Consider the following 26,696-nt stretch of genomic DNA (forward strand, 5'->3'; position numbering starts at 1 on the left):
TTATGGAAATATACAAAATCACATTAGTCAAATTTAAATTTAGAACAAGATAATAACGTTGAATTTTATTCTGTCATGCCCGGGCTTGACCCGGGCATCCAGAGGATGTCGACAAAGACTGGATTGCCGGGTCAAGCCCGGCAATGACAGGAGGGCGACGGGCCGGCGCAGCGGCCGGCCCCTACACTACACGGCTCGGAAGGCGCCTTCCGAGACGATGCTGCTCAAGGGCTTGCGGCTGTTGGGCACCTCGCGCTCCTGCAGCTTCTCCGGCAGGGTCGACCTGTCGCCCAGCCGGCCGATGGCGATGGCGGCGTCGGCGGCATAGTCCGGCGGCAAGCCCAGCAGGGTGCGGGCCTTGTCGCGGTCGAAGCCGGACATGCCGTGGGTGTGCCAGCCGGAGAGCAACGCCTGCAGCGCGAAGTTCGACCAGGCGGCGCCGGCGTCGAAGGAGTGGGTGAGAAGCGGGGTCTCGCCCTTGCCGGGCTGGTCGAATTTCGACTTCGACGTGACGATCACCAGCGCCGCCGCATGCTGCGCCCAGCCGCGATTCCACTCGTTCAGGATCTCGAGGAAGACCGGCCAGCGCTCCGAGCCGCGGCGGGCATAGATGAAATGCCAGGGCTGCGAGTTGTAGGCCGAGGGCGCCCAGCGCGCCGCCTCGAAGCAGCGCAGCAGCTCCGCCTCCGGGATCGCTTCCTCGGTGAAGGCGCGCGGCGACCAGCGCCGCAGGAACAGGCCATCGATGTCGTGCTCGGCCACGCGGCCGTTGAGGCTGGTCATGTCGACTCCAGGGCCGATCTCTCGATCGGCGGGCTGCGGCTGATCGCGAAAGCCCATTGTCATACCGGCCAAAGCGCCGTCAAAACAAATTACGCATGTGCAATCATCCGGCATCGCTGCCATGCAGCAGCGGCAGGCGCGTCGATTCCGGCATCGCCGGATTGACATAAAATCAAGCCATCTCAGATAGTTACATATTATACATTTATTTGAAGATATTAATTTAAGAATCACATTGACTCAGAGATATCGTCAGTCATGATCTACATATCAGCGACGCCGCTGTCGCCTCCCCGCTTTCCCGGCAACAGGACATCGCCTTGGCCACCCTCTCACTGACCCAGCCTGCCGGAGGCTTCCGGATCGAGCGGCTCCGCCGCTTCGTCCCGCCGCTGGTGATCATCCTGCTGTGGCAGGCCGGTTCCTCCGCCGGGCTGATCCCGGCGCGGTCGATCGCCTCGCCGGCCACGATCATCGTCACCTTCTGGACGCTGCTGGCCTCGGGCGAGCTGCTGCAGCACCTGCTGGTCTCGCTCGGCCGGGTCACCGCCGGCCTCGCCATCGGCGTCACCACCGGCGCGGCGCTGGCGCTGGTCGCCGGGCTGTCGCGGCGCGGCGAGGACCTGGTCGATGCCACCATGCAGATGCTGCGCACCCTGCCCTTTCTGGCGCTGGTGCCGCTGTTCATCCTGTGGTTCGGCATCGGCGAGACGCCGAAGATCGCGCTGGTCGCGCTCGGCTCGGCCTTCCCGATCTACCTGACGCTGTTCGCCGGCATCCGCGGCGTCGACGCCAAGCTGGTCGAGGCCGCCAGCGTGTTCGGGCTGTCGCAGCGCGAGCTGGTGCGCCAGGTGATCCTGCCCGGCGCCCTGCCTTCGGCCCTGGTCGGGCTGCGCTATTCGCTCGGCTCGGCCTGGCTCAGCCTGGTGATCGGCGAGCAGATCAACGCCTCCAGCGGCATCGGCTATCTGGTGATGACCGCGCGCGACTTCCTGCGCACCGACATCATCTTCGTCGGCCTGATCGTCTACGCCCTGCTCGGCCTCGGCGCCGACCAGCTGGTCCGCGCCATCGAGCGCAGCGTGCTGCGCTGGCGCCCCAGCTTCGTGAAGGAGTGAGCCCTGTGCCCCTCTCCGCCGCCCTACATCGCGCCGACACCGAACCTGCCGCCCGTCCTGACGTCGTCCGCATCCGCGGCCTGACCCGGTCCTTCGGCGGACCCAACATCCTCGACGAGCTCGACCTCGACATCGCCGATGGCGCCTTCGTCGCCCTGCTGGGTCGCAGCGGCTCCGGCAAGTCGACGCTGCTGCGCACCCTGGCCGGCCTCGACGCCGCCCCGGCCGGTACCGTGACCGTGCCGTCGGAGCGCACCGTGGTGTTCCAGGAGCCGCGGCTGCTGCCGTGGAAGAGCGTCTGGCGCAACGTCGCGCTGGGCCTGCCCGGGTCGAACGCCCGCGACCGCGCCGTGGCGGCGCTGCAGGAGGTCGGGCTGTCGCATCGGATCGACGCCTGGCCGCTGACCCTGTCGGGCGGCGAGGCCTCGCGCACCGCCTTGGCCCGGGCCCTGGTGCGCGAGCCGCGGCTGCTGCTGCTGGACGAACCCTTCGCCGCGCTGGACGCGCTGACGCGGATGAAGATGCAGGGGCTGGTCGGGTCGCTGTGGCAGGCGCATCGCCCGGCGGTGCTGCTGGTCACCCATGACGTCGACGAGGCTCTGCTGCTGGCCGACCGCGTGCTGGTGCTGGCCGAGGGCCGCATCGCCACCGATATCCCGATCGCGCTGGACCGGCCGCGCCGCCATGGCGACCCCGGCTTCGTCCGGCTGCGCGCCAGGCTGCTGGCCGATCTCGGCGTCGACGAGTTCGAGGGCGAGGTCGCCCCGGCTACTCCTCGCCCCGCCGGACGGTCCGTGGTCGCCGGCCATCCCATCCCCGCCGGGGCCTGAGGCGATGGCGCGGCCGGAGCAACCGCTGCGCAGCGTTGACGCGCCGCCGACCCTGGCGGAGACCGTGGCCGCCCTGGCCGCGGAATTCGCCGGGACGGCCGCCGAGCACGACCGCAGCGGCGCCTTTCCCTTCGCCAATTTCGACCGGCTGGCCGAGGCGGGTCTCCTAGCCCTGGTGACGCCGCGGCGCTTCGGCGGGCTGGGCGGCGGGCTGCAGGATGCAGCGACGGTGATCGGCGGCATCGCCCGGGGCGAGCCGTCGACCGCGCTGGTGCTGTCGATGCAGTATCTGCAGCACGCCTCGATGGAGGAGCGCGGCTGGCCAGCGCCTCTGGCGGAGCGGCTGGGCCGCGAGGCCGCCGCCGGCGTGTCGCTGATCAATGCCCTCAGGGTCGAGCCGGAGCTGGGCACCCCGGCCCGCGGCGGGCTGCCGGCGACGGTGGCGCGGCGCACGCCGGAGGGCTGGCGCGTCTCCGGCCACAAGATCTTCGCCACCGGCATCCCGATCCTGTCCTGGCTCGCGGTCTGGGCCGTGACCGACGAGGCCGAGCCGCGTGTCGGCACCATTCTGGTGCCGGCGGCTTCGCCCGGCATCCGCGTGGTGGAGAGCTGGGACCAGCTCGGCATGCGCGCCACCAACAGCCACGACGTGATCCTGGAGGACGTGCTGGTGCCGCTGGACCATGCGGTCGACCTGCGCCCGCCCGAGGCCTGGCGGTCGCCGGAGCCGGTGAAATCGGCCTGGGGCGGGGTGCTGATCGGCGCGCTGTATGACGGCATCGCCCGGGCTGCGCGGGACTGGTTCGTGAGCTTCCTGCAGGCCCGCGCCCCGGCCAATCTCGGCGCGCCGCTGGCCACCCTGCCGCGGATGCAGGATGCGGTCGGCGAGATCGAGGCCCGCCTGGCGGTCAACGCCCGGCTGCTCGCCAGCGCCGCCCGCGACGTCGATGACGGCCGGCCGCCGACGCCGACCGAGAGCGGCATCGTCAAGCTGACCGTCACCGGCAACGCCATCGCCGCGGTCGAGACCGCGGTGCGGCTGACCGGCAATCCCGGCCTGGCCCGCGCCAACCCGCTGGAACGGCATTACCGCGACGTGCTGTGCGCCCGCATCCACACGCCGCAGGACGATTCCATCCGACTCGCCGCCGGCCGCCTGGCCCTCGGCCTCTGATTCGAGGAACTTGCCATGAGCGTCGAATTCATCGGTTTCATCGGCACCCGCGACTTCTCCGAGACCCGCCCCGCCAGCGGGCCGGTGATCGACGTGCCCTATATCGAGACCGTGGCCCGGGCGCATGAGGCCGCCGGCTTCGACCGCGCTTTGGTCGCCTTCCACTCGACCTCGCCGGAAAGCATCCTGATCGCCGGCCACGCCGCGGCGGTGACCGAGAAGCTGGGGCTGATGATCGCGCATCGGCCGGGCTTCACCGCCCCGACCCTGGCGGCGCGGCAGTTCGCGACGCTGGACCAGCTGACCGGCGGCCGCGTCGCCGTGCACATCATTACCGGCGGCGACGATGCCGAGCTGCGCCAGGACGGCGACTTCCTGACCAAGGATGAGCGCTACGCCCGCACCGACGAATATCTCGGCATCCTGCGCAAGATCTGGACCAGCGACGCGCCCTTCGACCATGACGGGCCGCATTACCGGTTCGAGCGCGGCTTCTCGACCGTCAGGTCGGTGCGGCCGCCGCATATCCCGGTCTATTTCGGCGGCGCCTCCGACGCCGCCATCGCGGTGGCCGGCAGGCATGCCGACATCTACGCCCTGTGGGGCGAGACCCACGCCCAGGTGCGCGAGCTGACCGGCCGGGTGCGGGCGTCGGCGGCGAAGCACGGGCGGCAGCTGCGCTTCAGCCTGTCGCTGCGGCCGATCCTGGCCGAGACCGAGACCCAGGCCTGGGCCCGTGCCGACGCGATCCTGGAACAGGCGCGCGCGGTGCAGGACAGGACCGGCTACAAGCGCACCGCCGAGCCCGCCAATTCCGGGTCGCTGCGCCTGCTGGAAGCGGCCGCGCAGGGCCCGCGGCTGGACAAGCGGCTGTGGACCGGCATTGCCGCCCTGACGGGGGCCAAGGGCAATTCGACCGCCCTGGTCGGCACGCCGGAGCAGGTGGCCGATGCGCTGCTCGACTATTACGACCTCGGCGTCACCACCTTCCTGATCCGCGGCTTCGATCCGCTGGACGACGCCATCGACTATGGCCGCGAGCTGATCCCGCTGACCCGCAAGCTGGTCGCCGATCGGGTGCGGGCGAACGCGACCGCGGCGGAGTGAGACAACGATGATGAAGCGCATCCTGGCCGGGCTCGCCCTGGCCCTGGCGATCACCGGCGCGGCCAACGCCGAGACCGTGCTGCGGATCGGCGACCAGAAGGGCAATGCCCGGTCGGTGATGGAGGCGGCGGGCGTGCTGTCCGACCTGCCTTATCGGGTCGAATGGAGCGAATTCCCGGCCGCCGCCCCGCTGCTGGAGGCGCTGAACGCCGACGCCATCGACGCCGGCAGCGTCGGCGACGCGCCCTTCACCTTCGCCGCCGCGGCGGGAGTGCCGGTGAAGGCGATCGCCGCGATCCGGTCGAAGCAGGACGGGCTGGCCATCGTCGTGCCCAAGGACTCGCCGGTGCAGGGGCTGCAGGACCTGGTCGGCAAGACCGTCGGCACCGGCCGCGGCTCGATCGGCCACCAGCTGATCCTGGCGGCGCTGGAGCAGGCCGGGCTGCAGCCGGACGCGGTCAGCATCGTCTTCCTGCTGCCGGCCGAGGCCAAGGCCGCTTTGTCCAGCGGCGCCATCGACGGCTGGTCGACCTGGGAGCCCTACACCTCGCAGCTGGAGTTGCAGGAGGGCGCGCGGCGCGTCGTCACCGGGATCGGCATCACGCCGGGCCTGAGCTTCCTGGTCGCCCGGCCGGATGCGATCGAGGCCAAGCGTGCGGCGCTGCAGGATTTCGTCGGCCGGCTGGCGAAGGCGCGGAGCTGGGGCACCGGCAACGTCCCCGCCTATGCCGAGATCTGGAGCAAGCTGGTCGGCCTGCCGCAGGAGGTGGCGCTGCAGTACCTCTCGCGCCAGGCCGTGCGGCCGGTGGCGATCGACGATGCCGTGGTCGCCGACGAGCAGAAGACCATCGATCTCTATCTCCGCGCCGGGCTGGTCCGGACGCAGCTGGACGCGAACACCGTGCTGGACCGCTCGTTCAACGACCCGGTGCTGGCGGAGCTGGCTAAGAAATGAGCCTCGACACCCTGCTTGCCCTGGCGGCTGCCGGGCTGGAGCCCTGGGAGGAACGCCACCCTCCGGTGACCGATGATGCCTTCCGCGGCGCCATGCGCCATTTGGCGGGGGCGGTCAGCATCGTCACCGCCGGGCTGGAGGCGGAGCGCAACGGCCTCACGGCCACCTCGGTGGTGTCGCTCTCGGCCGACCCGCCGACCGTGCTGGTCTGCGTCAACCGCTCGGCCTCGGCCTGGCCGCTGCTGGTCCGGCACGCGCATTTCGGCATCAACGTGCTGGCGGCGTCGCAGCACCCGATCGCCGACCGCTTCGCCGGCCGCAACGGCGAGAAGGGCGAGGCGCGCTTCGCCGGCGCCCGCTGGATCCAGCTAGCCAGCGGCGCGCCGATCCTGGCCGACGCGCTGGTCGCCTTCGACTGCACGCTGGAGGAGCGGATCGAACGCCACTCCCACGCCATCCTGATCGGCCGGGTGCAGGCACTGCACGGCGTGGGCGGTACCGGGGGTGCCCCCGGCACCGAGCCGCTGCTGTACTGGCGCGGCGCCTATGGCGCGATCCGGCGGCCGGGCTGACACCGGCCTTGCGGCTGGGGACGGTTCCGACGACATGATAGGACAGGGGCGCATCCGGCGCAGCCAACCCGGTCCCGAGGACAGCCATGAGCCGCGAGAACTACAAGACCGCCCTGATCGTCGGCACCGGCAGCGGGCTCAGCGCCTCGCTGGCCCGGCTGCTCAGCCGCCAGGGCATGCGCGTCGCCCTGGCGGCTCGCGACATCGACAAGCTGAAGCCGCTGGTGGAGGAGACCCGTGCCGCCGCCTTCGCCGCCGACGCTTCGGACGCCCAGGCGGTGGCCGGGCTGTTCGACGCGGTGCAGCAGCGCTTCGGCGGCGACCCCGACGTGGTCGTCTACAATGCCAGCGGCCGGCTGCGCGGCCCGCTGGCCGATCTGAACCCGGCCGAGGTCCAGCGGGTGCTGGCGGTGTCGGCCTTCGGCGGCTTCCTGGTCGGCCAGCAGGCGGCGCGGCGGATGCTGCCGAAGAAGCGCGGCGCCATCCTGTTCACCGGCGCCTCGGCCAGCGTCAAGGGCTATGCCCGCTCCGCCCCCTTCGCCATGGGCAAATTCGCGCTGCGCGGCCTGGCCCAGAGCATGGCGCGGGAGCTGTCGCCGCAGGGCATCCATGTCGCCCATGTCGTGATCGACGGCCAGATCCGAGAGGCCGGGCGCGAGGACCCCCCCGCCAAGCCGGACAGCACGCTCGACCCCGACGCCATCGCCCAGAGCTATCTCGACCTGCTGCGCCAGCCGCGCAGCGCCTGGAGCTGGGAGATCGAGCTGCGGCCCTGGGTGGAGACTTTCTGATCTTTCGAAATGGAGGGCCCATGGACACGATCGGTTGGCTGATCCACACGCTGGAGAGCCGGTTGCCCGAGGCCCCCGACGACCGGGCCGAACCGCCGCGCCGGGCAAGGCCGGACGGGCCGCGCCTGCTGGACCGGGTCCGCGCCGTCCTCCGCCACCCCAAGCCCCGCTGAAGACCGAGGTTTCGCCATGCCCGATGCCCTGATCCCGCCGGGCCTCGCCCCCGAATTCCTCGCCGCCCAGGCCCTGCTGCGCGAGAACGGCATCGTCCAGGCCGATGTGCTGGCGACGCCGGTGGTGGTGGCCCGCGGCCACGCCCTGACGCTGCAGGCCTTCCTCAACCAGGACGCGCCGCCTCTGGCCCGGGTCGAGGAGCATGTCCTCGCCGACCTGCCTGTGCCCGTGCGCGTGCGGCTGTACTATCCCGACGACGCGACGGGGCCGCTGCCGGCCTATCTGCACGCCCATGGCGGCGGCTTCGCCCTGGGTGGCATCGACTCGCTGGACCGTTGGAAGCGCGAGGTCGCGCGCGACACCCGGGTGGTGGTGGTCGGCCTGGACTACGCACTGGCGCCGGAGCACAAATTCCCGACCGCGCGCGATCAGACCATTGGCGTGATCCGCTGGCTGCGCGAGCACGCCGTCCCGCTGGGCATCGATGCCGGCCGGATCGGCATCGGCGGTGATTCCGCCGGCGGCAACCTGGCGCTGGCCACGCTGCTGCGGCTTCGCGACCTGGGCGAGCCGCTGCCGCGCTTCGGCGCCCTGGTCTACGGCATGCTGTCGGCCAACCACGACACCCCGTCGCATCGCGACTTCGGCGACGGCAGCTACGGCCTGTCGACCGCCAAGTTGGACTGGTTCTGGACCCAGTACCTACCCGATGCGGCCCTGCGCGACGATCCCCAGGCGGCACCGCTGACGGCCGATCTCGGCGGCCTGCCGCCGCTGGCGCTGCTCGCCGCCGGGCTCGACCCGCTGCTCGACGACACGCTCGCCCTCGACCAGCGGCTGACCCGGATCGGGGCGCCGCACAGCCTCAAGCTGTATCCCGACATGCCGCATGGCTTCCTGGCCCAGACCCGCCTGCTGTCCCGCGCCCGCGAGGCCCGCGACGACGTGGTCGCGGCGCTGCAGCGGCATCTTGTCTGACAACCTCACCCACCACCATGGACAAGCCACCGGCGGTTGACTATCGATAGCCTCATCGATTGGCCGTCTGGTCATCAGCGGACAGAGAAGAGGCATCAGATGAGCGACGCGGATATCGCAGTCGTCGGCTTGGCCGTCATGGGCCGGAACCTCGCCTTCAACATGGCGGAGAAGGGCTTCAAGGTCGCGCTCTACAACCGCAGCGTCGAGCGGACCGACGAGGCGATGGCCCTGGCCGGGCCGCTGGCCGAGCGGCTGGTGTCCTGCCACACGCCGGAGGAGCTGGTGGCGGCGGTGAAGAAGCCGCGCGCCATCCTGCTGATGGTGCAGGCCGGCGCCGCCGTTGACGAGACCGCCGCCCGGCTGCAGCCGCTGCTGGACAAGGGCGACGCCCTGATCGACGCCGGCAACGCCAATTTCCACGACACGGTGCGGCGCGAGAGCGCCATGGACAAGGCGGGCCTCGCCTATCTCGGCGTCGGCGTCTCCGGCGGCGAGGAAGGGGCGCGGCACGGCCCGTCGATCATGGTCGGCGGCAAGCCCGAGGTCTATGGCCGGGTTGACAAGATCTTCACGGCGATCGCCGCCAAGTTCGAAGGCACGCCGTGCTGCGCCCTCCTGGGCACCGACGGCGCCGGCCACTTCGTCAAGACCATCCACAACGGCATCGAATATGCCGACATGCAGATGATCGGCGAAGTCTACGGCCTGCTGCGCCGCGGTCTGGGGCTGACCCCGGCCGAGATCGGCGACGTGTTCGAGCGCTGGTCCAAGGGCCCGCTGTCCTCCTATCTCGTCGATATCACCGCGACGGTGCTGAAGACCGCCGACCCCAAGACCGGCAAGCCGCTGGTCGACGTCATCGTCGACAGCGCCGGCCAGAAGGGCACCGGCCGCTGGTCGGCGATCGAGGCGCTGGCGCTGGGCGCCCCGGCCTCCTCGATCACCGCGGCGGTGGAGGCGCGGGGCGTCTCGGCCGAGCGCGCCTTGCGCAAGACCCTGTCCGAGCGCTTCCCGGGCGCGGCGCAGAAGCTGACGCTGGCCGGCAACCGCGAGGCGGCGATCGAGCTGCTGGAAAAGGCCCTCTTGGCCGGCAAGATCCTGGCCTACACCGAGGGCTTCGCCATCATGTCGGCGGCCTCCCGCGAATATGGCTGGAAGCTGCCGCTGGCCGAGGTCGCCCGCATCTGGCGCGCCGGCTGCATCATCCGCTCGACCCTGCTGGACCGCATCGCCTCGGCCTATGACCAGACGCCGGACATCGAGTCCCTGGTGCTGGCCCCGGGGCTGACGCCGCTGTTCGAGGGCGCCGCCGGGGCGCTGCCGGAAGTGGTGGCCGAAGCGATCCGCCACGCCCATGCGGTGCCGGCGCTGTCGGCCGCGACCTCGCGCTGGCTGGCGCTGCGCCAGCCGCGCTCGACCGCCGACCTGACCCAGGGCCAGCGCGACTTCTTCGGCGCCCACGGCTTCGGCCGCATCGACGCCGAGGGCCAGCATCACGGCCCCTGGAGCCAGGCGCACGGCTGATCGGAGCGAGGGCCGCCGCCCCTTGTCCTTCCCGATCGCCTGGCTCGACCTGCGCGAGCCCGCGGACCACGCAGCCCGGGATCCCGGGCTGCGCAGCGCCGCTGCAGCTCTCGTCGAGGCCGGCGGGCTAATCGTCGACCTTGGGAGCGGCACCGGATCGACCGTCCGGGCGCTGCAGCCGCACCTCGCCCCCTCGGTCCGGTGGCGGCTGGTCGACCATGATGCGGCGGTGCTGCGCGAGGCCGGACGGAGGACGGCGGCCGAAACCGTCCTCTGCGACCTGTCCCGCGATCCACCGCCGATCGAGGGCGCCGCGCTGGTCACTGCGTCGGCGCTGCTGGATCTGGTGTCCGAGGAATGGATCGAACGCCTGGCGGATGCCCTGGAGGCCCGCCGAGCCCCGTTCTATGCCGCGCTCTCCTACGACGGATGCATGTCCTTCGATCCGGCGCATCCCGGCGACCGGGCGATGATCGCCGCCCTCAACGCGGACCAGCGGACCGACAAGGGGTTCGGTCCGGCGCTGGGTCCGGACGGGGCGAGCGTTCTGGCCGAAGCCTTACGGTCTCGGGGCTTCAGAGTCCGCGTCGAAGCGAGCCCGTGGCGCCTGGGCCCGGCCGACGGCGAGCTGGTCGCGGCGCTGCTGTCGGGGATCGCCGGGGTGGCTGCCGGGCCGGGCGGCATCGCGGAGGACGAGGTCGGAGACTGGCTGGCATTCCGGCAGGCCCGGGCGGCGGACGGGCGATGCCTGGTCGGGCATGTGGATCTGCTGGCGACCCCGGCCCCTTGACGCAGAGATCAGATCACCCTTCGCGCACCTCGCCGGCAGGCAGGCGCGCCTTCGACGACAGCATGCGCCGCAGGATGCCGTCGCGGCGAACCAGATGGTGGTACAGCGCGCCCGCGACATGCAGCACGACGACGGCGAGCAGGGCCCAGATCAGGCTCAGATGCACCGCCTTGGCCACCGCCGCGACCGGCTTGCTCACCGGCACGAAGTCCGCGAGGTTGACGAGATAGAACAGCGGCACCGGAAAGCCGCCCGTGGCCGTGTAGATGAAGCCGCTGACCGGCATGGCCAGGATCAGCAGGTACAGCAGCCCGTGCGTCAGGCGGGCCAGGCCGGCCTGCCAGGGCGGCAGGTCCGGCGGCAGCTCCGGCACCGGATTGGCCCAGCGCCAGGCCAGCCGGATGACCACCAGCGCGAACACCGTCAGCCCGGTCATCTTGTGGGTGTCGTAGAGAACGTTCTGCAGCAGGCCTGGCCCGACCCGGTTCATGGTGAGGCCGGCCGGAATCTGCACCAGCAGGATCAGGGCCGCGATCGTCCAATGCAGGGCGATGCTGACCCGCCCCCAACGCTCCGCCGTGTTGCGGTTCATAGCCGCCCTTTCGCCGCTTCGCCTGGGAAGATCTAGTACGGCGCGGGCGGTGTTCAAATGGCACGGGCGGTGCGGTGGATGGCCACGCCCCCCCGACCAAGTGCGAGGGGCGGAACTCGCCGCCTACAGGTCGTCCCGGATGCACGCTTTCGCATGGCCCGGCGCGACCTCGCGCAGCGGCGGCACCGCCGTGGCGCAGTCCGGGATCACGTGCGGGCAGCGGGTGCGGAAGACGCAGCCGCTGGGCGGGCTGATCGGGCTGGGGATGTCGCCCTGGAGCAGGATGCGGTCGCGCCGCACCGTCGGGTCCGGCACCGGCGCGGCCGACAGCAGCGCCCTTGTGTAGGGGTGGCGCGGCGCGGTGTAGAGCGACCGGGCCGGCGCCGATTCCATGATCCGGCCGAGATACATCACGATCACGCGGTCGCAGAGGTATTCGACCACCGACAGATCATGGGCGATGAACAGCATGGTCAGGCCCAGGTCGCGCTGCAGGTCCTGGATCAGGTTGACCACCTGGGCCTGGATCGACACGTCGAGGGCCGAGACCGGCTCGTCCGCCACGATGAAGCTGGGCTCGACCGCCAAAGCCCGGGCGATGCCGATGCGCTGGCGCTGGCCGCCGGAGAATTCGTGCGGGTAGCGGGTGATCGCGTCCGGCCGCAAGCCCACCCGGCGCAGCAGGTCGGCGATCCGCTCCGGCCGCTGGCGGCCGCGCGACAGGCCGTGGATGGTCAGGGCCTCGCCGACGATCTCGCCCACCGTCATCCGCGGGTTCAGGCTGGCATAGGGGTCCTGGAAGACGATCTGCATCTCGCGCCGATAGGCCTGGAAGGCCGGTTTCGGCAGCCCGAGGATGTCGGTGCCGGCGAAGCGCACGGCCCCGGCTGTCGGCTCGGTCAGGCGCAGCACCGACCGGCCGACCGTGGTCTTGCCGGAGCCGGATTCGCCGACCAGCCCGACCACTTCGCCGCGCCTCAATGAGAACGACACGTCCTCGACCGCCCGGACATGCTGGCCCTTCTTGCCGAACAGCCCGCCGCCGACCGGGAACCAGGTGCGCAGCCCGTCGACCTCGAGCAGCGTCTCGCCCGGCGCCGGCAGGGCGATGCTGCTGCGGCGGTCCTCCACAAGGGTGCTCATGCCAGCTCGCTCCAGCGGATGCAGCGCGACATGTGCCCGCCGCCGGTGTCGGCCAGCGGTGGCACCGCGGCGGCGCAGGCGTCGATGGCGTGGCGGCAGCGCGGCGCGAAGGTGCAGCCGGGCGGCAGCTTGCGCGGGCTCGGCACGTTGCCGGGGATCGCCTCCAGACGCCGGGACTCGCCGCGGTCCAAGGCCTCGTAGTCGGTGTGCGGCACGCTGTTGAGGAGGCCGATGGTGTAGGGGTGGCGCGGCGACTTGAAGATCTCGACCACGCCGGCCTCCTCCACCACCCGCCCGCCATACATCACGGCGACGCGGTCGGCCATCTCGGCCACCACGCCGAGATTGTGGGTGATGAACAGGATCGACATGCCGATCTCGGCCTGCAGCCGGCGCATCAGGTCCAGGATCTGGGCCTGGATGGTGACGTCCAGCGCCGTGGTCGGCTCGTCGGCGATCAGCAGCGCCGGGCGGCAGCACAGCGCCATGGCGATCATCACCCGCTGGCGCATGCCGCCGGACATCTGGTGCGGGTAGTCCTTGAGGCGCCGGCGGGCGGCGGGGATGCCGACCAGCTCCAGCATCTGCGCCGCGGTGTCCATCGCCGCGCGCCGGCCCAGGCCCTGGTGCAGCGCCACCGCCTCGGCGATCTGGTCGCCGACCGGATAGACCGGGTTCAGCGACGTCATCGGCTCCTGGAACACCATGGCGATGTCGTTGCCGCGGATGCGGCGCATCTCCGCCTCCGACAGCGTCGCCAGGTCGCGCTGGCGGCCCTGGCCATCGGTGAACAGCATCTCGCCGCCGGCGATGCGGCCGGGCGGGGTCTGGATCAGCCGCATCAGCGACAGGCTGGTGACGCTCTTGCCCGAGCCGGACTCGCCGACCAGCGCCAGGGTCTCGCCGCGGCGGATCTGGAAGGTCACCCCGTCGACCGAGCGGATCGGCCCGTCCTCGGTGTCGAACCAGGTCCGCAGCTCCCTGACCGACAGGATCGTGTCGGCGTCCGGCCCGGTCGCCGCCATCATGCGCGCGCGGCGCGGATGGTGGCGCGCACCCGCTCCGGATCGGTCACGGTGTTGGTGTATTCGCGCTCCAGCTCGGTGCCGCCCATGCCGATCTCCGGGTTGCGGTAGACCATGCCGCTCGGCTCGCTGCGCGGCGCCGCGAAATGCAGCTCCACCAGGCCGGTGGCGCGCCGCACCTCGGCGATGTTGGCCTCGTCCAGGTCGCCGCAGCCCATGATGACGATGCGGTCGCCGGCCTGCTCGACCGCCCGTTTCAGGATCGCGAGGCCGGCCATGGCGTCCGGCCGCTGGCCCGAGGTCAGCACCCGGTCGACGCCGCTGCGGATCAGCGCCTCCAGCGCCTCCTCCGGGTCGCGGGTCATGTCGAAGGCACGGTGGCAGGTGACCTTCATCGGCCGCGCTGCGCGCACCAGCTGCGCCGTGCGGTCCTCGTCGATCCGGCCGTCCGCGGTCAGGCAGCCGATGACGATGCCGGGCACGCCGAGCTCACGCAGCGCCTTCACATCGGCCAGCATGCTGGCGAATTCGGTGTCGCTGTACAGGAAGTCGCCGCCGCGCGGCCGGATGATGACGTGGAACGGGATGCGGGCGCGGGCCTTGACCTCGAGGATGGTGCCGATGCTGGGGGTCAACCCGCCCTCGATCAGGCTGGCGCAGAGCTCGACCCGGTCGGCCCCGCCCTCCTGGGCCGCCAGGAACCCGTCCAGGCCTTCGACGCAGATCTCGATCAGGGGGGTGGTCATGGACGGGTCTTTCGCTGCGCTGGGAGTTCCTGGCGGGACGATGATCTTGCGCTGCCTCTCCCGCTTGCGGGAGAGGTCGGGCTCGCGAAGCGAGACCGGGTGAGGGGGTTTTGTCGAGGCCGGTGCCAGCCCTCACCCGGACGTCCTGGCGGACGTCCGACCTCTCCCGCCAGGCGGGAGAGGCAATCGGAGCAAGCCGGGGTCGACGGTGCGGTCGGTGACAGCATCATCGCCCCAAGACCTTGAGCGACCGGGCGGACCAGGCGGGGCGGGGCCGCCAGTCGAAGCCGCGGTCGAAGGGGAAGGTCGGGCGGGTGGTGCGGTGGCGCGGCAGGTGCTCGACATCCTGGTCGACCACGCCGGGCGACAGCGCCATCAGGTTCGGGTTGGCGATCGGCGCCAGCTCCGGCGACAGGTAGCCGGACTTGACCACCAGGATCGCCACCTCGGCCGGATGCACGCCCAGCCGGGTGAAGTCCGAAATGTTGTGGAACGGCCGGCGCCGGGCGGTCACCACCACGCGGATGCCGCCGATGCGGACCAGCGCCTGACGGTCGGCGACATCGGCGCCGGGGTCGAGGACCAGCACCTCGGCCTCTGCCTCCACCGGCGCGCTGCCCTTCGTGTCGAGGCTCGCGCCGATGCAGAGGCGCAGCCGGGCGCCGGTGCCGGCGGCGAAGCAGGCCTCGGTGGCCGGGCGGTCGGCGATGCCGGCGATCAGCACGTCCTGCGCATCGCGGGCCAGCAGCGCCTGCAGCAGGTCGGCGCGGTCGCCGACGCCGCCGCCGGTCGGGTTGTCACCGGAATCGGCCAGGATCACCGGCTTGGTCGCCGAGCCGACGGCCCAGTCCACACATTCTTCGACGGTGCCGGTGCGGCTGCCGAAGACGAAATCGTCGCGCGCATCCCAATAGGCCCGGGCCAGCCGCGTGCCCTCGCGCTCCATCGCCGCCGGGTCGGTGCCGGTCATGATGATCGCGGCGGTCGACCGCGGCTCGTCGGCCCAGACATAGCCGACCATCATCGAGGCATCGAGGATGCCGTCGACGGCGTCGACCGCCGGCAGCTGCGCGTAGAGCGACTTCGCCGGCTCGTCCACCGTGCTGGTGCGCTCGCCCGGCCACAGCACAGGCACCGGCACCCACAGCAGCAGCGGCGTCACGCCCTCGGTCAGGCGGCGCATCAGCAGGCTGACGGCGCGGCGCTTGGTCTCCTCCACATCGATATGCGGCGCGGTGCGGTAGGTCGAGAACATGTCGAGCGCGTCGATGATGCGCTGGCTGACATTGCCGTGCAGGTCGTAGCTGGCGGTGATCGGGCAGTCCGATCCGACCGCGGCGCGGGCGGCGGTGATCCAGTCGCCCTCCGCATCCTCCATGCCCTCGACATTCATGGCGCCGTGCATGGCGAGGTACAGGCCGTCGATCGGGCTGAGAGCTTTCAGCCGATCGAGGAACTCTGCCTTGAACGCCTCATAGGTGGCGCGGGCGACCGGGCCGCCGGGGATGGCGCGGGCGTGCAGCGTCGGCAGGAACGCGGCGTCGTAGTCGCGCAGCATGGCGAAGGACGGGTCGGCGAGGAGGGCGTCGCCGCGCAGCACCCGGAAATCCGCCTCGGTCGCCAGGACCGGGCTGTAGGTGCTGCATTCGGTGTGGATGCCGCCGACGGCGATGCGGGGGGATGCCATGTCTTCAGCCTTCTTCGGCGCGGGTCAAGAAGCGGTGGGCGGCGATGCTGGCGGCGCCGCGGGCCCACAAAGCGCGGGTCGCGTGGTGGAAGCGGATGGTGGTCGACGCGGCGAGGCGCGGCAGGACATTGGCCTCGATCGCCTGCTGGGTGACGGTGCGGAACAGCGGCCCCATCGCGCCCTCGACATCGACGATCAGCACGAATTCCGGGTCGTTGACCTGGATCACATGGGCGATGGCCAGGCCCAGCGCGCCGCCGGCCCGGTGCAGGATGCCGATCGCCTCGGCATGCCCTTGGGCCGCCAGCGCCTCGACCTCCGCCGTAGTCGATGCCGTGAGCCCCAGGGCCCGCGCCTGGGCCAGGATCGCCTGGCGCGGGGCGACGGTGTCGAGGCAGCCGCGCTTGCCGCAGCGGCAGGGCAGCCCGCCCGGCTCGATCGTGCAATGCGCGATCTCGCCGGCGCCGCCGCCATGGCCGCGGTAGAGCGTGCCGTCGACATAATGGGCGCAGCCGATGCTGTCGCCGAAGGTGACGGTGGTGAAGGTGCGGTAGTCGCGCGCCAGCCCGTACAGCCGCTCGCCGGTGGCGACGGCGTTGGCGTCGTTCTCCAGGAAGGTCGGCACGCCGGTCGCCTGCTCCACCACCGCCGCCACCGGCAGGTCGATCCAGCCGAGATTGGCGGAGTGCAGGCAGCGGTCCTGGTCGTGGTTGACCAGGCCGGACAGGGCGACACCGATGCCGCGCAGCCGGTCGGCCGGGATGCCGGCCTCGCCCAGGAGATGCGGGATCGATTCGCGGATGGTGCCGGCGATCGCCTGGGGGTTGTTCGACCAGGGGGCCGTGCGCTGGCCCAGCACCGCGCCGTGGAAGTCGGTCAGCACCAGCGTCACCGGCTCCTCCACGATCGAGGCGCCGATGAAGTAGCCATGGGCCGGGTTCAGCCGCAGCAGGATCGACGGCCGGCCCTGGCGCGACGGCGCCGTCTCGCTCTCCTCCAGCGCGCCGTCCTGGATCAGCTCGCGGCTCAGCCCCGTGATCGCCGCCTTGCTGAGCCCGGTGCGGAGCGCGAGCTCGGACCGGCTGAGCGGCCCGTGGTCGGCCACGGCCTCGAGCAAGGAGCGTTTCGACGGGTTGGCCATCTGCCTCGGCGTCCGGTGGGTTCGACTTGACAGTTAGTTTAGAAATTGAATTTAATCAAGCCGAAGGCTTCATCAATCTAACAAAGTCGGCGGAACCCCGGACCGATTCAACCAACGGGAGACGGACATGACCTTTGTGATCGACCGGCGCGGCGCGCTGGCCCTGGGCGGGTCGCTGGGACTGGCGGCGCTGCTGCGCGGCCATGGCGCCTTCGCCGCCGATGCCTCGCAGATCGTGATCCTGCAGAGCGAGGCGCCGCGCAGCATGGACCCGGCGGACCAGACCGCGACCTACACCTCGGCGATCCTGGAGCCGATGTATGAGGGCCTGACCGGCTACAACGACAAGATGGAGCTGGTGCCCGTCCTGGCCACCAAATGGGAGGGCGACGCCACCGGCACCAACTGGACCTTCACGCTGCGCCAGGGCGTCAAGTTCCATGACGGCGAGCCCTGCAACGCCGACGCCGTGATCGCCAGCTTCGCCCGGCACATGGACGAGAAGCGCGGCCTAACCGCCAGCGGCCGCTTCCGCGCCATCCTGGCCGAGGTCAAGGCCACCGACGCCGATACCATCCGCTTCACCCTGAAGCGCCCCTACCCCGCCTTCCTGAAGCTGATGGCGGTGGCCTCCGCCTCGATCGTCAGCCCCAAGGCCGACAAGGCCGGCACGCTGGGCCGTGCCGCGGTCGGCACCGGCCCCTACAAGCTGGCCGAGTACAAGTCCGGCGAATACGTGCTGTCGGAGGCCAATGCCGACTATTGGGGCGACAAGGCCCCGACCAAGACCCTGAAGTGGATCTGGACCCAGGAGGCGGCGGTCATGAACATGGCCGTGCAGACGGGCGACGCCGACATCGTCGTGCCGCTGCCGCCGGTGTTCGCCGCGCCGATCAAGGCGAATTCCGAGCTGAGCCTGATCCAGGGCAACCCGACCTCGGTGTTCTGGGTGGCGCTGAACTGCAAGCTGGCGCCGCTGGACGATGTCCGCGTCCGCCAGGCGCTGAACCTGGCCACCGACCGGGCCGGGCTGGTCAGCAACCTGCTCTACGGCTTCGGCCTGCCGGCGACCTCGCCGCTGTCGCCCGCCGTGTTCGGCTACGACCCGACGGTCGAGGGCTATGGCCTGGACGTGGCCAAGGCCAAGGCCCTGCTGGCCGAGGCCGGGCATGCCGACGGCATCACCATCAATGTCGCGGTGCAGGAGCCGGAGGCGAACATCGCCGAGATCCTGCAGGGCATGTGGGCCCAGGCCGGGATCACGCTGAACATCCAGCGGATGGAGAGCGGCGTGTGGACCGCCGCCGCCTTCGGCACGCCGGAGGAGAAGGCCGCCCAAGGCGTGCACAGCGTCATCGCCTCCTGGTCGACCGGCACCTTCGACGCCGACCTGCAGCTGAAGCCGCTCTACTACACCGACAGCTGGTCGCCGAAGAGCGCCAATCTCGGCTTCTACAGCAACCCCGAGCTGGACGGCATCCTGGACAAGGCCGGGTCGTCGACCGACGATTCCGAGCGCAAGACGCTCTACGCCAAGGCGCAGCGCATCATCGTGCAGGATGCGGCGCATGTGCTGCTGTACTACCCGAACGACCTCGCCGCCGCCCGCGCCGAGGTCAAGGGCGCCTGGCTGCAGCCCGGCGGCGAGATCGTGCCGGAACGCGCGACGAAGGCGTAAGGACGGATGATTCTCCCCCTCTCCCTCGCTCCTTCCGAGTCCCCCCTCCCCTTGCGGGAGGGGGCTAGGGGGAGGGGGTTGCCGCCGCAAGAGCCGGCGCAGATCCGGTCGGACACAGCTTCTTTCGCTCGCCGTCAGGCAACGCCGGCGCCGATGTCGAAAACCCCCTCCCCCTACCCCCCTCCCGCGGGGGGAGGGGGGACTCGACGGTTCTGCGGGTCGATTGCATGAAGGCCTACCTCACCCGCAAGCTGGTGGCGCTGCCGCTGATCCTGCTCGGCGTCTCGTTCCTGATCTTCGGCGCGGTGCGGATGCTGCCGGGCGACCCGGCGCGGATCATGGCCGGGCCGCAGGCGACGGGCGACGCCGTCGACGGCATGCGCACCCGCCTCGGCCTCGACCAGCCCTTCCTGGTGCAGTACGGGCTGTTCCTGAGCCGCGCCGCCCAGGGCGATCTCGGCACGTCGATCAAATCCGCGAAGCCGGTGATCGAAGAGGTGGGCGAGCGTTTCCCCAACACCCTGTGGCTGGCCCTGGTCAGCTACACCATGGCCATCCTGGTCGGGGTCGCGGCCGGCATGCTGGCGGCCGTGTACCGCAATGCCTGGCCGGACCAGATGGTGATGATCGCCGCGATCGGCGGTGCCTCGGTCGCCAATTTCTGGCTGGCGCTGATGATGATGAACCTGTTCGCGGTGCAACTGAAATGGCTGCCGCTGCTGGGCACCGGCGGCTGGCTGAACTACGTCATGCCCGCCATCGCCCTCGGCCTGCTGCCGGCGGCGCTGATCGCCCGCATGACCCGGTCGAGCATGCTGGAGGTGATCGGCCAGGACTACATCCGCACCGCCCGCGCCAAGGGTCTCGGGCCCCGCGCGATCTACCGCAAGCACGCGCTGCGCAATGCGCTGATCCCGATCGTCACCATCGTCGGGCTGAACTTCGGCGGCCTCTTGGGCGGCGCCGTGGTCACCGAATCGGTGTTCAACTGGAACGGAATCGGCCGCCTGCTGGTCGACGCCGTGCGCTATCGCGACTATCCGATCATCCAGGGCGTCACCCTGCTGACCGTGACCTCGGTGGTGGTGGTGAACTTCCTGGCCGACCTGCTGATCGCCGCCATCAATCCCCGCATCCGGTTCGACTAGGACCATGACGACCCTCGCCGACAGCGACGACCTTCCGGCCGCTCCGTCCCGGGCCAAGCGACTGGGCCGCATCCTGCGCCGGCACCGCAGCCTGACGATCGGCGGCGCCATGGTGCTGCTGCTGGTGCTGGCCGGGCTGCTGGCGCCGCTCCTGGCCACCCACGACCCGACCCAGCAGTCGCTGGCCATGGCCCTGCGGCCGCCTTCGGCCGAGCATCTCTTCGGCACCGACCAGTATGGCCGCGACCTGTATTCCCGGATCGTCTACGGCGCCCGGCTGTCGCTCTTGGAGATCGTGCTGGGCGTCGGCATCGCGCTGGTCGTCGGCATCCCGCTCGGCCTGCTGGCCGGCTATTCCGGCGGCCGGGTCGACCAGGTCATCATCTGGTTCATGGACATCCTGTTCGCCTTTCCGGGCATCGTCCTGTCGATCCTGATCGTCAGCATCCTCGGCACCAGCCTGGTCAACCTGATGATCGGCATCGCCATCTTCTCGATTCCGGTCTATGGCCGGCTGTCGCGCAACCTGGCGCTGGCGCTGAAGCAGGTCGAGTACACCGAGGCGGCGCGGGCGCTGGGCGCCGGGCTGTGGCGCATCCTGCTGCAGCATATCCTGCGCAATGCGCTGGGACCGATCATCGTGCAGGCGACGCTGACGGCGGGCACCGTGGTGCTGACCGCCGCCAGCCTCAGCTTCCTCGGCCTCGGCGCCCAGCCGCCGACGCCGGAATGGGGCGCGATGATGAGCGACGGCCGCAACTTCCTGGGCGTCAACATCTGGCTGTCGCTGTTCCCGGGCCTGGCCATCACCTTTTCGGTGCTGGGCTTCAACCTGTTCGGCGACGGGCTGCGCGACCTGCTGGACCCGCGCCGTTAGAGAGACGGCTACCTCAAGGTTTGCGGGTCGTCGCGCAGATGGCCGCCGAGCGAGGCGCTGACCGCGGCGATGAAGGCGCCGATCAGCAGCGCCAGGAAGGCGGCGAAGGCGGTCCACAGCCCGGCCTTGCGGGCGGCGTCCGCCGCTTCGCGCGCCTTGACCGCTGCGGCGTCGACCTGGGCCACCACCTCGTCCACCCGCTTCTCGGCATCGGCCTGGCTGAGGCCGGTGCGCTGCGCCACGAGCTGCGCGAGGTAGGTCTTGTCCGCCGGCGGCAGGCCGCCCGCCGCGACGGCGTTGGCCAGGATTCGCGCCACCTCCTGCCGCGGATCGCCATTGGCGGCGGCCGGCGGCTGGGTGTCCGGCGCAGGCCGGAACAGCATGTCGATGGCATAGCCGGTCGGGTCGGCCGGCGCAGCCGCCGGGGCGGCCGCCGCCGCGCCCTGCGCCGCGCCGGACGCCACGGTGGCCGTGGCCTGGGCGCCGGTCGATGCGGCGCCATAGCTGATGAACCCCGCGACCATCGCGACGAACAGGGTGGCGACGCACCAGGTCAGGAAGCCGTGCGCCGTGTCGCGGAAGGCGACCTCGTCGGTGTGCACGTTCACCCAGCGCGTGCGCAGCCGCCCGGTGACGTAGCCGCCGAAGCCGGACGACACCCATTGGATGACGACCAGCCCGATCGCCGTGGTCACGGCATAGGTGCTGGCGCTGACGCCGGAGCCGGGCCAGGGCGAGACGATGGACAGGCCGAAGCCGGCCCCCAGGACCATCAGCGCCAGGGTGATCGCGGCGGCCACCGCGGCACCGGCGAAGACGGCACCCCAGGACACGCCGGACTTCGCCGCCTCCACCGCAGGGACGACGGTGCGCGGCTCGGGATATTCGGAATAGGTGCCGACCATCTCGCCCTCCCTCAGCGGAACAGCAGGAAGAGAAGGATGATCACCGGGATCGGAACCCCGAGCAGCCAGAGAAGAATGCCGCGGCCCATATCGGCCTCCTGAAACGGAAAACACTCATGCTGCGAATAGCGGCGCGGCCGCTTCCGTTCCGCTGAGATCCGTTTTCAGCCGATCAGCGCCGCGGCGGTGACGGCGACAAGGGCGGCGGCCATGGCCAGGTTGATCAGGCGCGCGCTGACCGGGTCGCGCAGCCGGCGGGACAGCGACACGCCCGCCAGCAGCCAGCACAGGTGGATCAGCACGATCATGCCGCTGAGCAGCGCCGTCTTCACCGCGGCGTCGAGGCCGGGATCCGCGGCGACGGTCGTGCCGGCGAAGACCGCGGCGATCGCGACATAGGCCTTGGGGTTGGCGATGGCGAGCCCGAACCCGCCGAGGAAGCCCGGCGCGGCCGCCGCCCCGCTTCGGACGTCGAGCGGCGGGGCCGTGGCGATCTTGTAGGCCAAATAGAGGATGTAGGCGCTGGAGAGGATGCCGAGCGCGAGCACCCCATGCGGGATCGACGCCACCACCGCCACCACTCCGGCCGCCACCGCCAGCAGCACCGCGACGGTGCCGGCGATCAGCCCGGCGGCATAGGGCAGCGACCGGCGGATGCCGAAGGAGGCGCCGACCGCGGTGAGGCTGATCGTCGACGGGCCGGGAGTGCCCATGACCACGGCGGAGGCCAGCAGCAGCGCCGCCAGCGGCTGCCACAGTCCCGGATCGGCAAGAGACGTGTCCATCCCGTCACGCTACCGGTTGGCGCGACGCCGATCTTGCACGCCGGTGCTCAACCGTCGAGCCGCACCGCCCGCAGACGAAGCGCATTGGCGATCACGGAGACGGAGCTGAGCGCCATGGCGGCGGCCGCGATCTCCGGGCTCAGGAGCAGGCCCAGGGCCGGGTACAGCACGCCGGCCGCGACCGGCACGCCGATCGCGTTGTAGGCGAAGGCGAAGACCAGGTTCTGGCGGATGTTGCGCATGGTCGCGGCGCTAAGCGACCGCGCCCGGGCGATGGCGGCAAGGTCGCCCTTCACCAGCGTGACATGCGCGCTCTGGATCGCCACATCGGTGCCGGTGCCCATGGCGATCCCGACATCCGCCTCGGCCAGGGCCGGGGCGTCGTTCACCCCGTCGCCGGCCATGGCCACCACCCGGCCCTCGCTTTTCAGCCGGCGGATGACCGCGCCCTTGTCCTCGGGCAGCACCTCGGCCTCCACCTCGCCGATGCCGAGCCGGCCGGCCACCGCCGCGGCCGTGGTGCGATTGTCGCCGGTCAGCATGACGATGCGCAGCCCGGCCGAGCGCAGCGCCGCGATGGCGGCGGGCGTCGTCCCCTTCACCGGATCGGCCACGGCGATCAGCCCGGCGACGGCACCATCCACGACCAGGTGCATGACGGTCGCGCCATCGCGCCGCAGAGCCTCGGCCTCCTGTGCCAGCGGGCCCGCAGCAACGCCCAGCTCGTCCAGCAGCGCGGCGTTTCCGAGCGCGACGGCCCGCCCCTCGATCCGCGCGGCGACGCCCTTGCCGGTCAGCGAGCGGAACTCTTCGGCCGCCGGCACCTCAAGCCCGCGCTCGGCGGCGCCGGCCAGGATGGCGGCGGCCAGCGGATGCTCGCTGCCGCGTTCCAGCCCGGCGGTCAGGCGCAGCAGCCCGGCCTCGTCGTGACCCGGCGCCGGGACGATCCGGACCAGCCGCGGCTTGCCCTCGGTCAGCGTGCCGGTCTTGTCGACCACGAGCGTGTCGACGGTCTCGAGCCGCTCCAGCGCCTCGGCGTCCTTGATCAGCACGCCGAGCCGGGCGCCGCGGCCGACCCCGACCATGATCGACATCGGCGTGGCCAGTCCGAGCGCGCAGGGGCAGGCGATGATCAGCACCGAGACCGCGGCGACCAGGCCATAGGCCAGCGCCGGCGACGGCCCCCAGGCCGCCCAGGCGGCGAAGGCGAGCACCGCGACCGCCACCACCAGCGGCACGAACCAGCCGGAAACCTTGTCCGCCAGGCGCTGGATCGGCGCCCGGCTGCGCTGGGCCTGGCCGACCATCTCGACGATGCGGGCCAGCACCGTCTCGCTGCCGACCCGCCCAGCGCGCAGCACGAAACCGCCGGTGCCGTTGATGGTGCCGCCGATCACGGTGTCGCCCGGCCCCTTCTCGACCGGGATCGGCTCGCCGGTGATCATGCTCTCGTCGACCGCGCTGCGGCCCTCCTCGACCGTGCCGTCGACCGGCACCTTGTCGCCCGGCCGGACGCGCAGCCGGTCGCCGACATGGGCCTGCTCGAGCGGGATCTCCTCGTCCGACCCGTCGTCGCGGACCCGGCGCGCCAGCTTCGGCGCGAGGTCGAGCAGCGCCCGGATGGCGCCGCCGGTGCGCTCGCGCGCCCGCAGCTCCAGCACCTGGCCCAGCAGCACCAGGACGGTGATCACCGCCGCCGGCTCGAAATAGACGGCGACGGTCCCGTCCATGCCGCGGAAGCCGTCCGGGAATACCCAGGGGGCGAGGGCCGCGACCAGGCTGTAGAGCCAGGCGGCGCCGGTGCCGAGCGCGATCAGCGTGAACATGTTGAGGCTGCGCCGCAGCACCGACTGCCAGCCGCGGACCAGGAACGGCCAGCCGGCCCAGAGCACCACCGGCGTGGCGAGGGCCAGCTGGATCCAGACCGCCGCGCGGGCGCCGATCGCATGGGCGATGTCGAGCCCGAGCAGATGGCCGCCCATCTCCAGCACGACGATCGGGATGGTGAGGACGAGGCCGATCCAGAACCGCCGCCGCATATCGGCCAGCTCCGGGTTCGGACCGGCTTCCGCAGTCGCCTGCTCCGGCTCCAACGCCATGCCGCAGATCGGGCAGCTGCCGGGCCCCTGCTGCCGGATCTCGGGGTGCATCGGGCAGGTGTAGATGGTGCCGGCCGGGGCCGGCGGCACCGCGGCGCGGCCATGATGGTGGTGCGCCGGATGGTCGTGATGGGCGTGCGCCATTCCCTGCTCCTCTGCTCCGTCCCAGCGAGATGGGGCTTCCAGCAGATGTAAGGTCAACCTCACGCCCTTGAAGCAGCTGCAGGGGCTGGTGTGGGAAGAGGGCTACAATGAAGGCGCCTTCAAGGGCCATATCTATGACGACGCCTATGCGGCGCTGGAGGGCTGGCGAAAGGCCGGCGTGCCGATGCACATCTTCTTCTCCGGCTCGGTCAAGGCGCAGGTCGAGTTCTTCCAGAACTCCAACCGCGGCGACCTGCGGCCCTGTTTCGGCCGGCACTACGACACCGATATCGGCGCCAAGGTGGTGCCGGAGTCGTACCTAAAGATCGCGGCGGATCTGGGGGCCGCGCCCGACCGCATCCTGTTCCTGACCGACAATCCGCGCGAGGTGGCGGCGGCACGGCAGGCCGGCGTGCATGTGGTCCAGGTGATCCGCGCCCCATCGGTGAAGCCGAACGATGCCGGCGCACCGATCGTGGCGGAGTTCGACCAGCTGCGCGAGCTGGTGGCGTTCGGCTGATCAGCGGCCAGACAGGCTGCGGAACGTCACCGACCAGCGCGACGCCTGCATCTCCGGGATGCTGTGCTCCCAGCCATGCCGCGCCTCGCCGGACAGGTGGTAGGCGGAGCACGGCGCCAGCGGCACCGACCGGCGGTCGAAGCCGCCCTCCGGCCGGCGGCGCCGGAAGCGCATGGTCGCGGCGGCGCCGAGCGAGACGCCGACGACATGCTCGAACACCGGCCGGTCCTTGTGCCAGCCGATGCCGGCGCCGGGGTCATAGCGGATCAGGAGCGCCTGGGCCAGCTCGGCCGGCCCCAGACCGGCGAATCGGGCGGCCTTCTCCCGCAGCGGCAGCAGCCAGTCCGGGATCGGCTCGGCCGGCCGGAAGCTGCCATCCTCGAAATCATAGCGCCAGCCGAAGGTGGCGGTCAGGCGCCGGCCTTCCCAGCCCTGGTAGCGGAACGGCGACAGCTCCGCCGCGTCGATCGCCGCGGTCAGCCGCCGCTCCTCCTCCGGCGTGACGATGTCCTCGACGGTGGCCAGGCCGGCGAGCGGCGGCGGGCCGAACAGGTCGGGCTGCACGGCGGCGGAACTCCATCGTTGCTCCCGACATCGATATGGCATCGGCCGGCAGGTCCGGCAAAGGAGGCGCGCATGGCTGTGGACCTGCGCACCCGCTCGGCGGGATACTGCGGAAACACGTTGGACCGGCATAAGGCCCGCCGCCCATGAAGCCGATGGAAGAGCAGCACTTCGCGATCCTGCGCCGGCACATGGTCGAGGTGATCGCGATCCATGCCGATCTGATGAGCGACGAACTCGGACACGTCCCGCTTGACAGTCGGGTGCTGGCGGCGATGGGGCGGGTGCCGCGGCACCACTTCGTCCCGCTGGAGCTCGCGGCCGTCGCCTATCATGACGGGCCGCTGCCGATCGGCTTCGACAAGACGATCTCGCAGCCCTTCATCTGTGCGCTGATGACCCATCTGCTCGCCCCCGAGCCGGACCAGGTGGTGCTGGAGGTCGGCACCGGCCTCGGCTACCAGGCGGCGGTGCTGGCCGAGCTGGCAGCCCGGGTCTGGAGCGTCGAGGTCGTCGAGGAGCTCGCCGGCGAGGCCCAGTCGCGCCTGCGCCGGCTGGGCACGTCCAGGGTCGGCATCCGCATCGGCGACGGTTCCCGCGGCTGGGCCGAGCACGCCCCCTATGACAGGATCATGGTGACGGCCGCGGCCGACCAGCCGCCGATGGCGCTCCTGGACCAGCTGCGGCCGGGCGGCCACCTGGTCATGCCGCTGGGCCCCGACCAGGCGCAGATCCTCACGGTCATCGACAAGGACGCGACTGGGAGGCTCCAGGCCCGGGAGATCCTCCCGGTCCGCTTCAGCCGGCTGGAGACGGTGCTGTGAGCGGGGCGGTGGCGGCCTG

The 26,696-nt window shown here is 71.1% G+C and carries 27 protein-coding genes; 16 read left to right on the plus strand and 11 right to left on the minus strand.

The genetic code is table 11. The annotated features are described in order from the left end of the window. Positions 1 to 186: 186 nt before the first annotated feature. Positions 187 to 783: a nitroreductase family protein gene (locus FFK22_RS10625; protein WP_138889247.1), complete on the minus strand. Its 597-nt coding sequence runs from the start codon at positions 781 to 783 to the stop codon at positions 187 to 189. 320 nt (positions 784 to 1,103) lie between these two features. Between FFK22_RS10625 and FFK22_RS10630 the strand changes: the two genes are divergently transcribed. The 11 genes from FFK22_RS10630 to FFK22_RS10675 all read left to right on the plus strand — a co-directional run bounded on the left by FFK22_RS10630 (position 1,104) and on the right by FFK22_RS10675 (position 10,799). Next, positions 1,104 to 1,901, plus strand: coding sequence for an ABC transporter permease subunit (locus FFK22_RS10630; RefSeq protein ID WP_306770096.1), 798 nt, complete (start codon positions 1,104 to 1,106; stop codon positions 1,899 to 1,901). Positions 1,902 to 1,906: 5 nt separating this feature from the next. Continuing rightward, positions 1,907 to 2,731, plus strand: a complete 825-nt coding sequence (locus FFK22_RS10635) for an ABC transporter ATP-binding protein (protein ID WP_138889249.1) — start codon at positions 1,907 to 1,909, stop codon at positions 2,729 to 2,731. 4 nt (positions 2,732 to 2,735) lie between these two features. Beyond that, a complete protein-coding gene (locus FFK22_RS10640; RefSeq protein ID WP_138889250.1) occupies positions 2,736 to 3,905 on the plus strand; it encodes an acyl-CoA dehydrogenase family protein in 1,170 nt (389 codons plus the stop codon). A 15-nt stretch (positions 3,906 to 3,920) separates the two neighbouring features. Next, a complete protein-coding gene (locus FFK22_RS10645; RefSeq protein ID WP_138889251.1) occupies positions 3,921 to 5,012 on the plus strand; it encodes an LLM class flavin-dependent oxidoreductase in 1,092 nt (363 codons plus the stop codon). Positions 5,013 to 5,019: 7 nt separating this feature from the next. Further along, positions 5,020 to 5,967: an ABC transporter substrate-binding protein gene (locus FFK22_RS10650; protein ID WP_221938515.1), complete on the plus strand. Its 948-nt coding sequence runs from the start codon at positions 5,020 to 5,022 to the stop codon at positions 5,965 to 5,967. Beyond that, positions 5,964 to 6,539: a flavin reductase family protein gene (locus tag FFK22_RS10655; protein WP_138889252.1), complete on the plus strand. Its 576-nt coding sequence runs from the start codon at positions 5,964 to 5,966 to the stop codon at positions 6,537 to 6,539. Before FFK22_RS10650 ends, FFK22_RS10655 begins: the two co-directional genes overlap by 4 nt. 86 nt (positions 6,540 to 6,625) lie before the next feature. Continuing rightward, positions 6,626 to 7,330 (plus strand): SDR family NAD(P)-dependent oxidoreductase, encoded by a 705-nt coding sequence (locus FFK22_RS10660; protein ID WP_138889253.1) that lies wholly within the window; start codon positions 6,626 to 6,628, stop codon positions 7,328 to 7,330. Between the two features lie 20 nt (positions 7,331 to 7,350). Next, on the plus strand, positions 7,351 to 7,503 hold the full coding sequence (locus FFK22_RS42835; RefSeq protein ID WP_186002405.1) for a hypothetical protein: 153 nt from the start codon (positions 7,351 to 7,353) through the stop codon (positions 7,501 to 7,503). Between the two features lie 16 nt (positions 7,504 to 7,519). After that, positions 7,520 to 8,482 (plus strand): alpha/beta hydrolase, encoded by a 963-nt coding sequence (locus tag FFK22_RS10665; RefSeq protein ID WP_138889254.1) that lies wholly within the window; start codon positions 7,520 to 7,522, stop codon positions 8,480 to 8,482. Positions 8,483 to 8,581: 99 nt separating this feature from the next. Beyond that, on the plus strand, positions 8,582 to 10,009 hold the full coding sequence (gene gndA / locus FFK22_RS10670; RefSeq protein ID WP_138889255.1) for an NADP-dependent phosphogluconate dehydrogenase: 1,428 nt from the start codon (positions 8,582 to 8,584) through the stop codon (positions 10,007 to 10,009). 22 nt (positions 10,010 to 10,031) lie between these two features. Then, positions 10,032 to 10,799, plus strand: coding sequence for a class I SAM-dependent methyltransferase (locus FFK22_RS10675; protein ID WP_138889256.1), 768 nt, complete (start codon positions 10,032 to 10,034; stop codon positions 10,797 to 10,799). A 13-nt stretch (positions 10,800 to 10,812) separates the two neighbouring features. Here the strand turns inward: FFK22_RS10675 and FFK22_RS10680 are convergent, their stop codons facing one another. The 6 genes from FFK22_RS10680 to FFK22_RS10705 all read right to left on the minus strand — a co-directional run bounded on the left by FFK22_RS10680 (position 10,813) and on the right by FFK22_RS10705 (position 17,133). Further along, entirely contained in the window at positions 10,813 to 11,391 is a 579-nt protein-coding gene (locus tag FFK22_RS10680) for a cytochrome b (protein WP_138889257.1), read from the minus strand. 123 nt (positions 11,392 to 11,514) lie between these two features. Then, on the minus strand, positions 11,515 to 12,534 hold the full coding sequence (locus FFK22_RS10685) for an ABC transporter ATP-binding protein (protein ID WP_138889258.1): 1,020 nt from the start codon (positions 12,532 to 12,534) through the stop codon (positions 11,515 to 11,517). Continuing rightward, the gene (locus tag FFK22_RS10690) at positions 12,531 to 13,562 is read right to left on the minus strand and encodes an ABC transporter ATP-binding protein (protein ID WP_186002406.1); all 1,032 of its coding nucleotides are present in this window, start codon (positions 13,560 to 13,562) and stop codon (positions 12,531 to 12,533) included. The genes FFK22_RS10685 and FFK22_RS10690 overlap by 4 nt, the downstream gene beginning before the upstream one ends. Next, positions 13,559 to 14,305 carry a copper homeostasis protein CutC gene (locus FFK22_RS10695; protein ID WP_138889259.1) on the minus strand — a complete coding sequence of 249 codons (747 nt, stop codon included), beginning with the start codon at positions 14,303 to 14,305 and terminating at the stop codon, positions 13,559 to 13,561. The genes FFK22_RS10690 and FFK22_RS10695 overlap by 4 nt, the downstream gene beginning before the upstream one ends. A gap of 226 nt (positions 14,306 to 14,531) precedes the next feature. Next, entirely contained in the window at positions 14,532 to 15,992 is a 1,461-nt protein-coding gene (locus FFK22_RS10700) for a M81 family metallopeptidase (RefSeq protein ID WP_138889260.1), read from the minus strand. 4 nt (positions 15,993 to 15,996) lie between these two features. Continuing rightward, complete coding sequence (locus tag FFK22_RS10705) at positions 15,997 to 17,133, minus strand: ROK family transcriptional regulator (RefSeq protein ID WP_138889261.1); 1,137 nt, start codon at positions 17,131 to 17,133, stop codon at positions 15,997 to 15,999. Positions 17,134 to 17,260: 127 nt separating this feature from the next. Between FFK22_RS10705 and FFK22_RS10710 the strand changes: the two genes are divergently transcribed. The 3 genes from FFK22_RS10710 (at position 17,261) to FFK22_RS10720 (ending at position 20,836) form a co-directional block, all read left to right on the plus strand. After that, entirely contained in the window at positions 17,261 to 18,811 is a 1,551-nt protein-coding gene (locus tag FFK22_RS10710; protein WP_138889262.1) for an ABC transporter substrate-binding protein, read from the plus strand. 227 nt (positions 18,812 to 19,038) lie between these two features. Continuing rightward, the gene (locus FFK22_RS10715) at positions 19,039 to 19,959 is read left to right on the plus strand and encodes an ABC transporter permease (RefSeq protein WP_138889263.1); all 921 of its coding nucleotides are present in this window, start codon (positions 19,039 to 19,041) and stop codon (positions 19,957 to 19,959) included. Between the two features lie 4 nt (positions 19,960 to 19,963). Further along, positions 19,964 to 20,836 carry an ABC transporter permease gene (locus tag FFK22_RS10720; protein ID WP_138889264.1) on the plus strand — a complete coding sequence of 291 codons (873 nt, stop codon included), beginning with the start codon at positions 19,964 to 19,966 and terminating at the stop codon, positions 20,834 to 20,836. A gap of 8 nt (positions 20,837 to 20,844) precedes the next feature. Here FFK22_RS10720 and FFK22_RS10725 read toward each other — a convergent pair whose 3' ends face one another. The 3 genes from FFK22_RS10725 to FFK22_RS10735 form a co-directional block, all read right to left on the minus strand. Then, on the minus strand, positions 20,845 to 21,741 hold the full coding sequence (locus FFK22_RS10725; RefSeq protein WP_138889265.1) for a hypothetical protein: 897 nt from the start codon (positions 21,739 to 21,741) through the stop codon (positions 20,845 to 20,847). Between the two features lie 164 nt (positions 21,742 to 21,905). After that, positions 21,906 to 22,526 (minus strand): LysE family translocator, encoded by a 621-nt coding sequence (locus FFK22_RS10730; protein ID WP_138889266.1) that lies wholly within the window; start codon positions 22,524 to 22,526, stop codon positions 21,906 to 21,908. Positions 22,527 to 22,573: 47 nt separating this feature from the next. Then, positions 22,574 to 24,676, minus strand: a complete 2,103-nt coding sequence (locus FFK22_RS10735; RefSeq protein WP_373683744.1) for a copper-translocating P-type ATPase — start codon at positions 24,674 to 24,676, stop codon at positions 22,574 to 22,576. A 91-nt stretch (positions 24,677 to 24,767) separates the two neighbouring features. Between FFK22_RS10735 and mtnC the strand changes: the two genes are divergently transcribed. Continuing rightward, on the plus strand, positions 24,768 to 25,289 hold the full coding sequence (mtnC, locus tag FFK22_RS10740) for an acireductone synthase (RefSeq protein WP_138889268.1): 522 nt from the start codon (positions 24,768 to 24,770) through the stop codon (positions 25,287 to 25,289). On the opposite strand, the gene FFK22_RS10745 is transcribed toward mtnC, so the two are convergent. Further along, a complete protein-coding gene (locus FFK22_RS10745; RefSeq protein WP_221938516.1) occupies positions 25,290 to 25,853 on the minus strand; it encodes an alpha-ketoglutarate-dependent dioxygenase AlkB in 564 nt (187 codons plus the stop codon). 146 nt (positions 25,854 to 25,999) lie between these two features. On the opposite strand from FFK22_RS10745, the gene FFK22_RS10750 reads away from it, so the two are divergent. Further along, positions 26,000 to 26,677 carry a protein-L-isoaspartate(D-aspartate) O-methyltransferase gene (locus FFK22_RS10750; RefSeq protein ID WP_138889270.1) on the plus strand — a complete coding sequence of 226 codons (678 nt, stop codon included), beginning with the start codon at positions 26,000 to 26,002 and terminating at the stop codon, positions 26,675 to 26,677. Positions 26,678 to 26,696: the final 19 nt, after the last annotated feature.

This window comes from Mycobacterium sp. KBS0706, assembly GCF_005938675.2.
In the GTDB taxonomy this organism is placed as follows: Bacteria; Pseudomonadota; Alphaproteobacteria; order DSM-16000; family Inquilinaceae; genus Inquilinus.

Bases quoted from the DNA above. Each gene is read 5' to 3' on its own strand.
- FFK22_RS10665 (WP_138889254.1), top strand. From the start codon at position 7,520: ATGCCCGATGCCCTGATCCCGCCGGGCCTCGCCCCCGAATTCCTCGCC.
- FFK22_RS10640 (WP_138889250.1), top strand. From the start codon at position 2,736: ATGGCGCGGCCGGAGCAACCGCTGCGCAGCGTTGACGCGCCGCCGACC.
- FFK22_RS10730 (WP_138889266.1), bottom strand. From the start codon at position 22,526: ATGGACACGTCTCTTGCCGATCCGGGACTGTGGCAGCCGCTGGCGGCG.
- FFK22_RS10680 (WP_138889257.1), bottom strand. From the start codon at position 11,391: ATGAACCGCAACACGGCGGAGCGTTGGGGGCGGGTCAGCATCGCCCTG.
- FFK22_RS10625 (WP_138889247.1), bottom strand. From the start codon at position 783: ATGACCAGCCTCAACGGCCGCGTGGCCGAGCACGACATCGATGGCCTG.
- FFK22_RS10685 (WP_138889258.1), bottom strand. From the start codon at position 12,534: ATGAGCACCCTTGTGGAGGACCGCCGCAGCAGCATCGCCCTGCCGGCG.
- FFK22_RS10645 (WP_138889251.1), top strand. From the start codon at position 3,921: ATGAGCGTCGAATTCATCGGTTTCATCGGCACCCGCGACTTCTCCGAG.
- FFK22_RS10690 (WP_186002406.1), bottom strand. From the start codon at position 13,562: ATGATGGCGGCGACCGGGCCGGACGCCGACACGATCCTGTCGGTCAGG.
- FFK22_RS42835 (WP_186002405.1), top strand. From the start codon at position 7,351: ATGGACACGATCGGTTGGCTGATCCACACGCTGGAGAGCCGGTTGCCC.
- FFK22_RS10695 (WP_138889259.1), bottom strand. From the start codon at position 14,305: ATGACCACCCCCCTGATCGAGATCTGCGTCGAAGGCCTGGACGGGTTC.
- FFK22_RS10735 (WP_373683744.1), bottom strand. From the start codon at position 24,676: ATGCACCCCGAGATCCGGCAGCAGGGGCCCGGCAGCTGCCCGATCTGC.
- FFK22_RS10660 (WP_138889253.1), top strand. From the start codon at position 6,626: ATGAGCCGCGAGAACTACAAGACCGCCCTGATCGTCGGCACCGGCAGC.
- FFK22_RS10650 (WP_221938515.1), top strand. From the start codon at position 5,020: ATGATGAAGCGCATCCTGGCCGGGCTCGCCCTGGCCCTGGCGATCACC.
- FFK22_RS10705 (WP_138889261.1), bottom strand. From the start codon at position 17,133: ATGGCCAACCCGTCGAAACGCTCCTTGCTCGAGGCCGTGGCCGACCAC.
- FFK22_RS10720 (WP_138889264.1), top strand. From the start codon at position 19,964: ATGACGACCCTCGCCGACAGCGACGACCTTCCGGCCGCTCCGTCCCGG.
- FFK22_RS10710 (WP_138889262.1), top strand. From the start codon at position 17,261: ATGACCTTTGTGATCGACCGGCGCGGCGCGCTGGCCCTGGGCGGGTCG.
- gndA (WP_138889255.1), top strand. From the start codon at position 8,582: ATGAGCGACGCGGATATCGCAGTCGTCGGCTTGGCCGTCATGGGCCGG.
- FFK22_RS10655 (WP_138889252.1), top strand. From the start codon at position 5,964: ATGAGCCTCGACACCCTGCTTGCCCTGGCGGCTGCCGGGCTGGAGCCC.
- FFK22_RS10715 (WP_138889263.1), top strand. From the start codon at position 19,039: ATGAAGGCCTACCTCACCCGCAAGCTGGTGGCGCTGCCGCTGATCCTG.
- FFK22_RS10700 (WP_138889260.1), bottom strand. From the start codon at position 15,992: ATGGCATCCCCCCGCATCGCCGTCGGCGGCATCCACACCGAATGCAGC.
- FFK22_RS10750 (WP_138889270.1), top strand. From the start codon at position 26,000: ATGAAGCCGATGGAAGAGCAGCACTTCGCGATCCTGCGCCGGCACATG.
- FFK22_RS10725 (WP_138889265.1), bottom strand. From the start codon at position 21,741: ATGGTCGGCACCTATTCCGAATATCCCGAGCCGCGCACCGTCGTCCCT.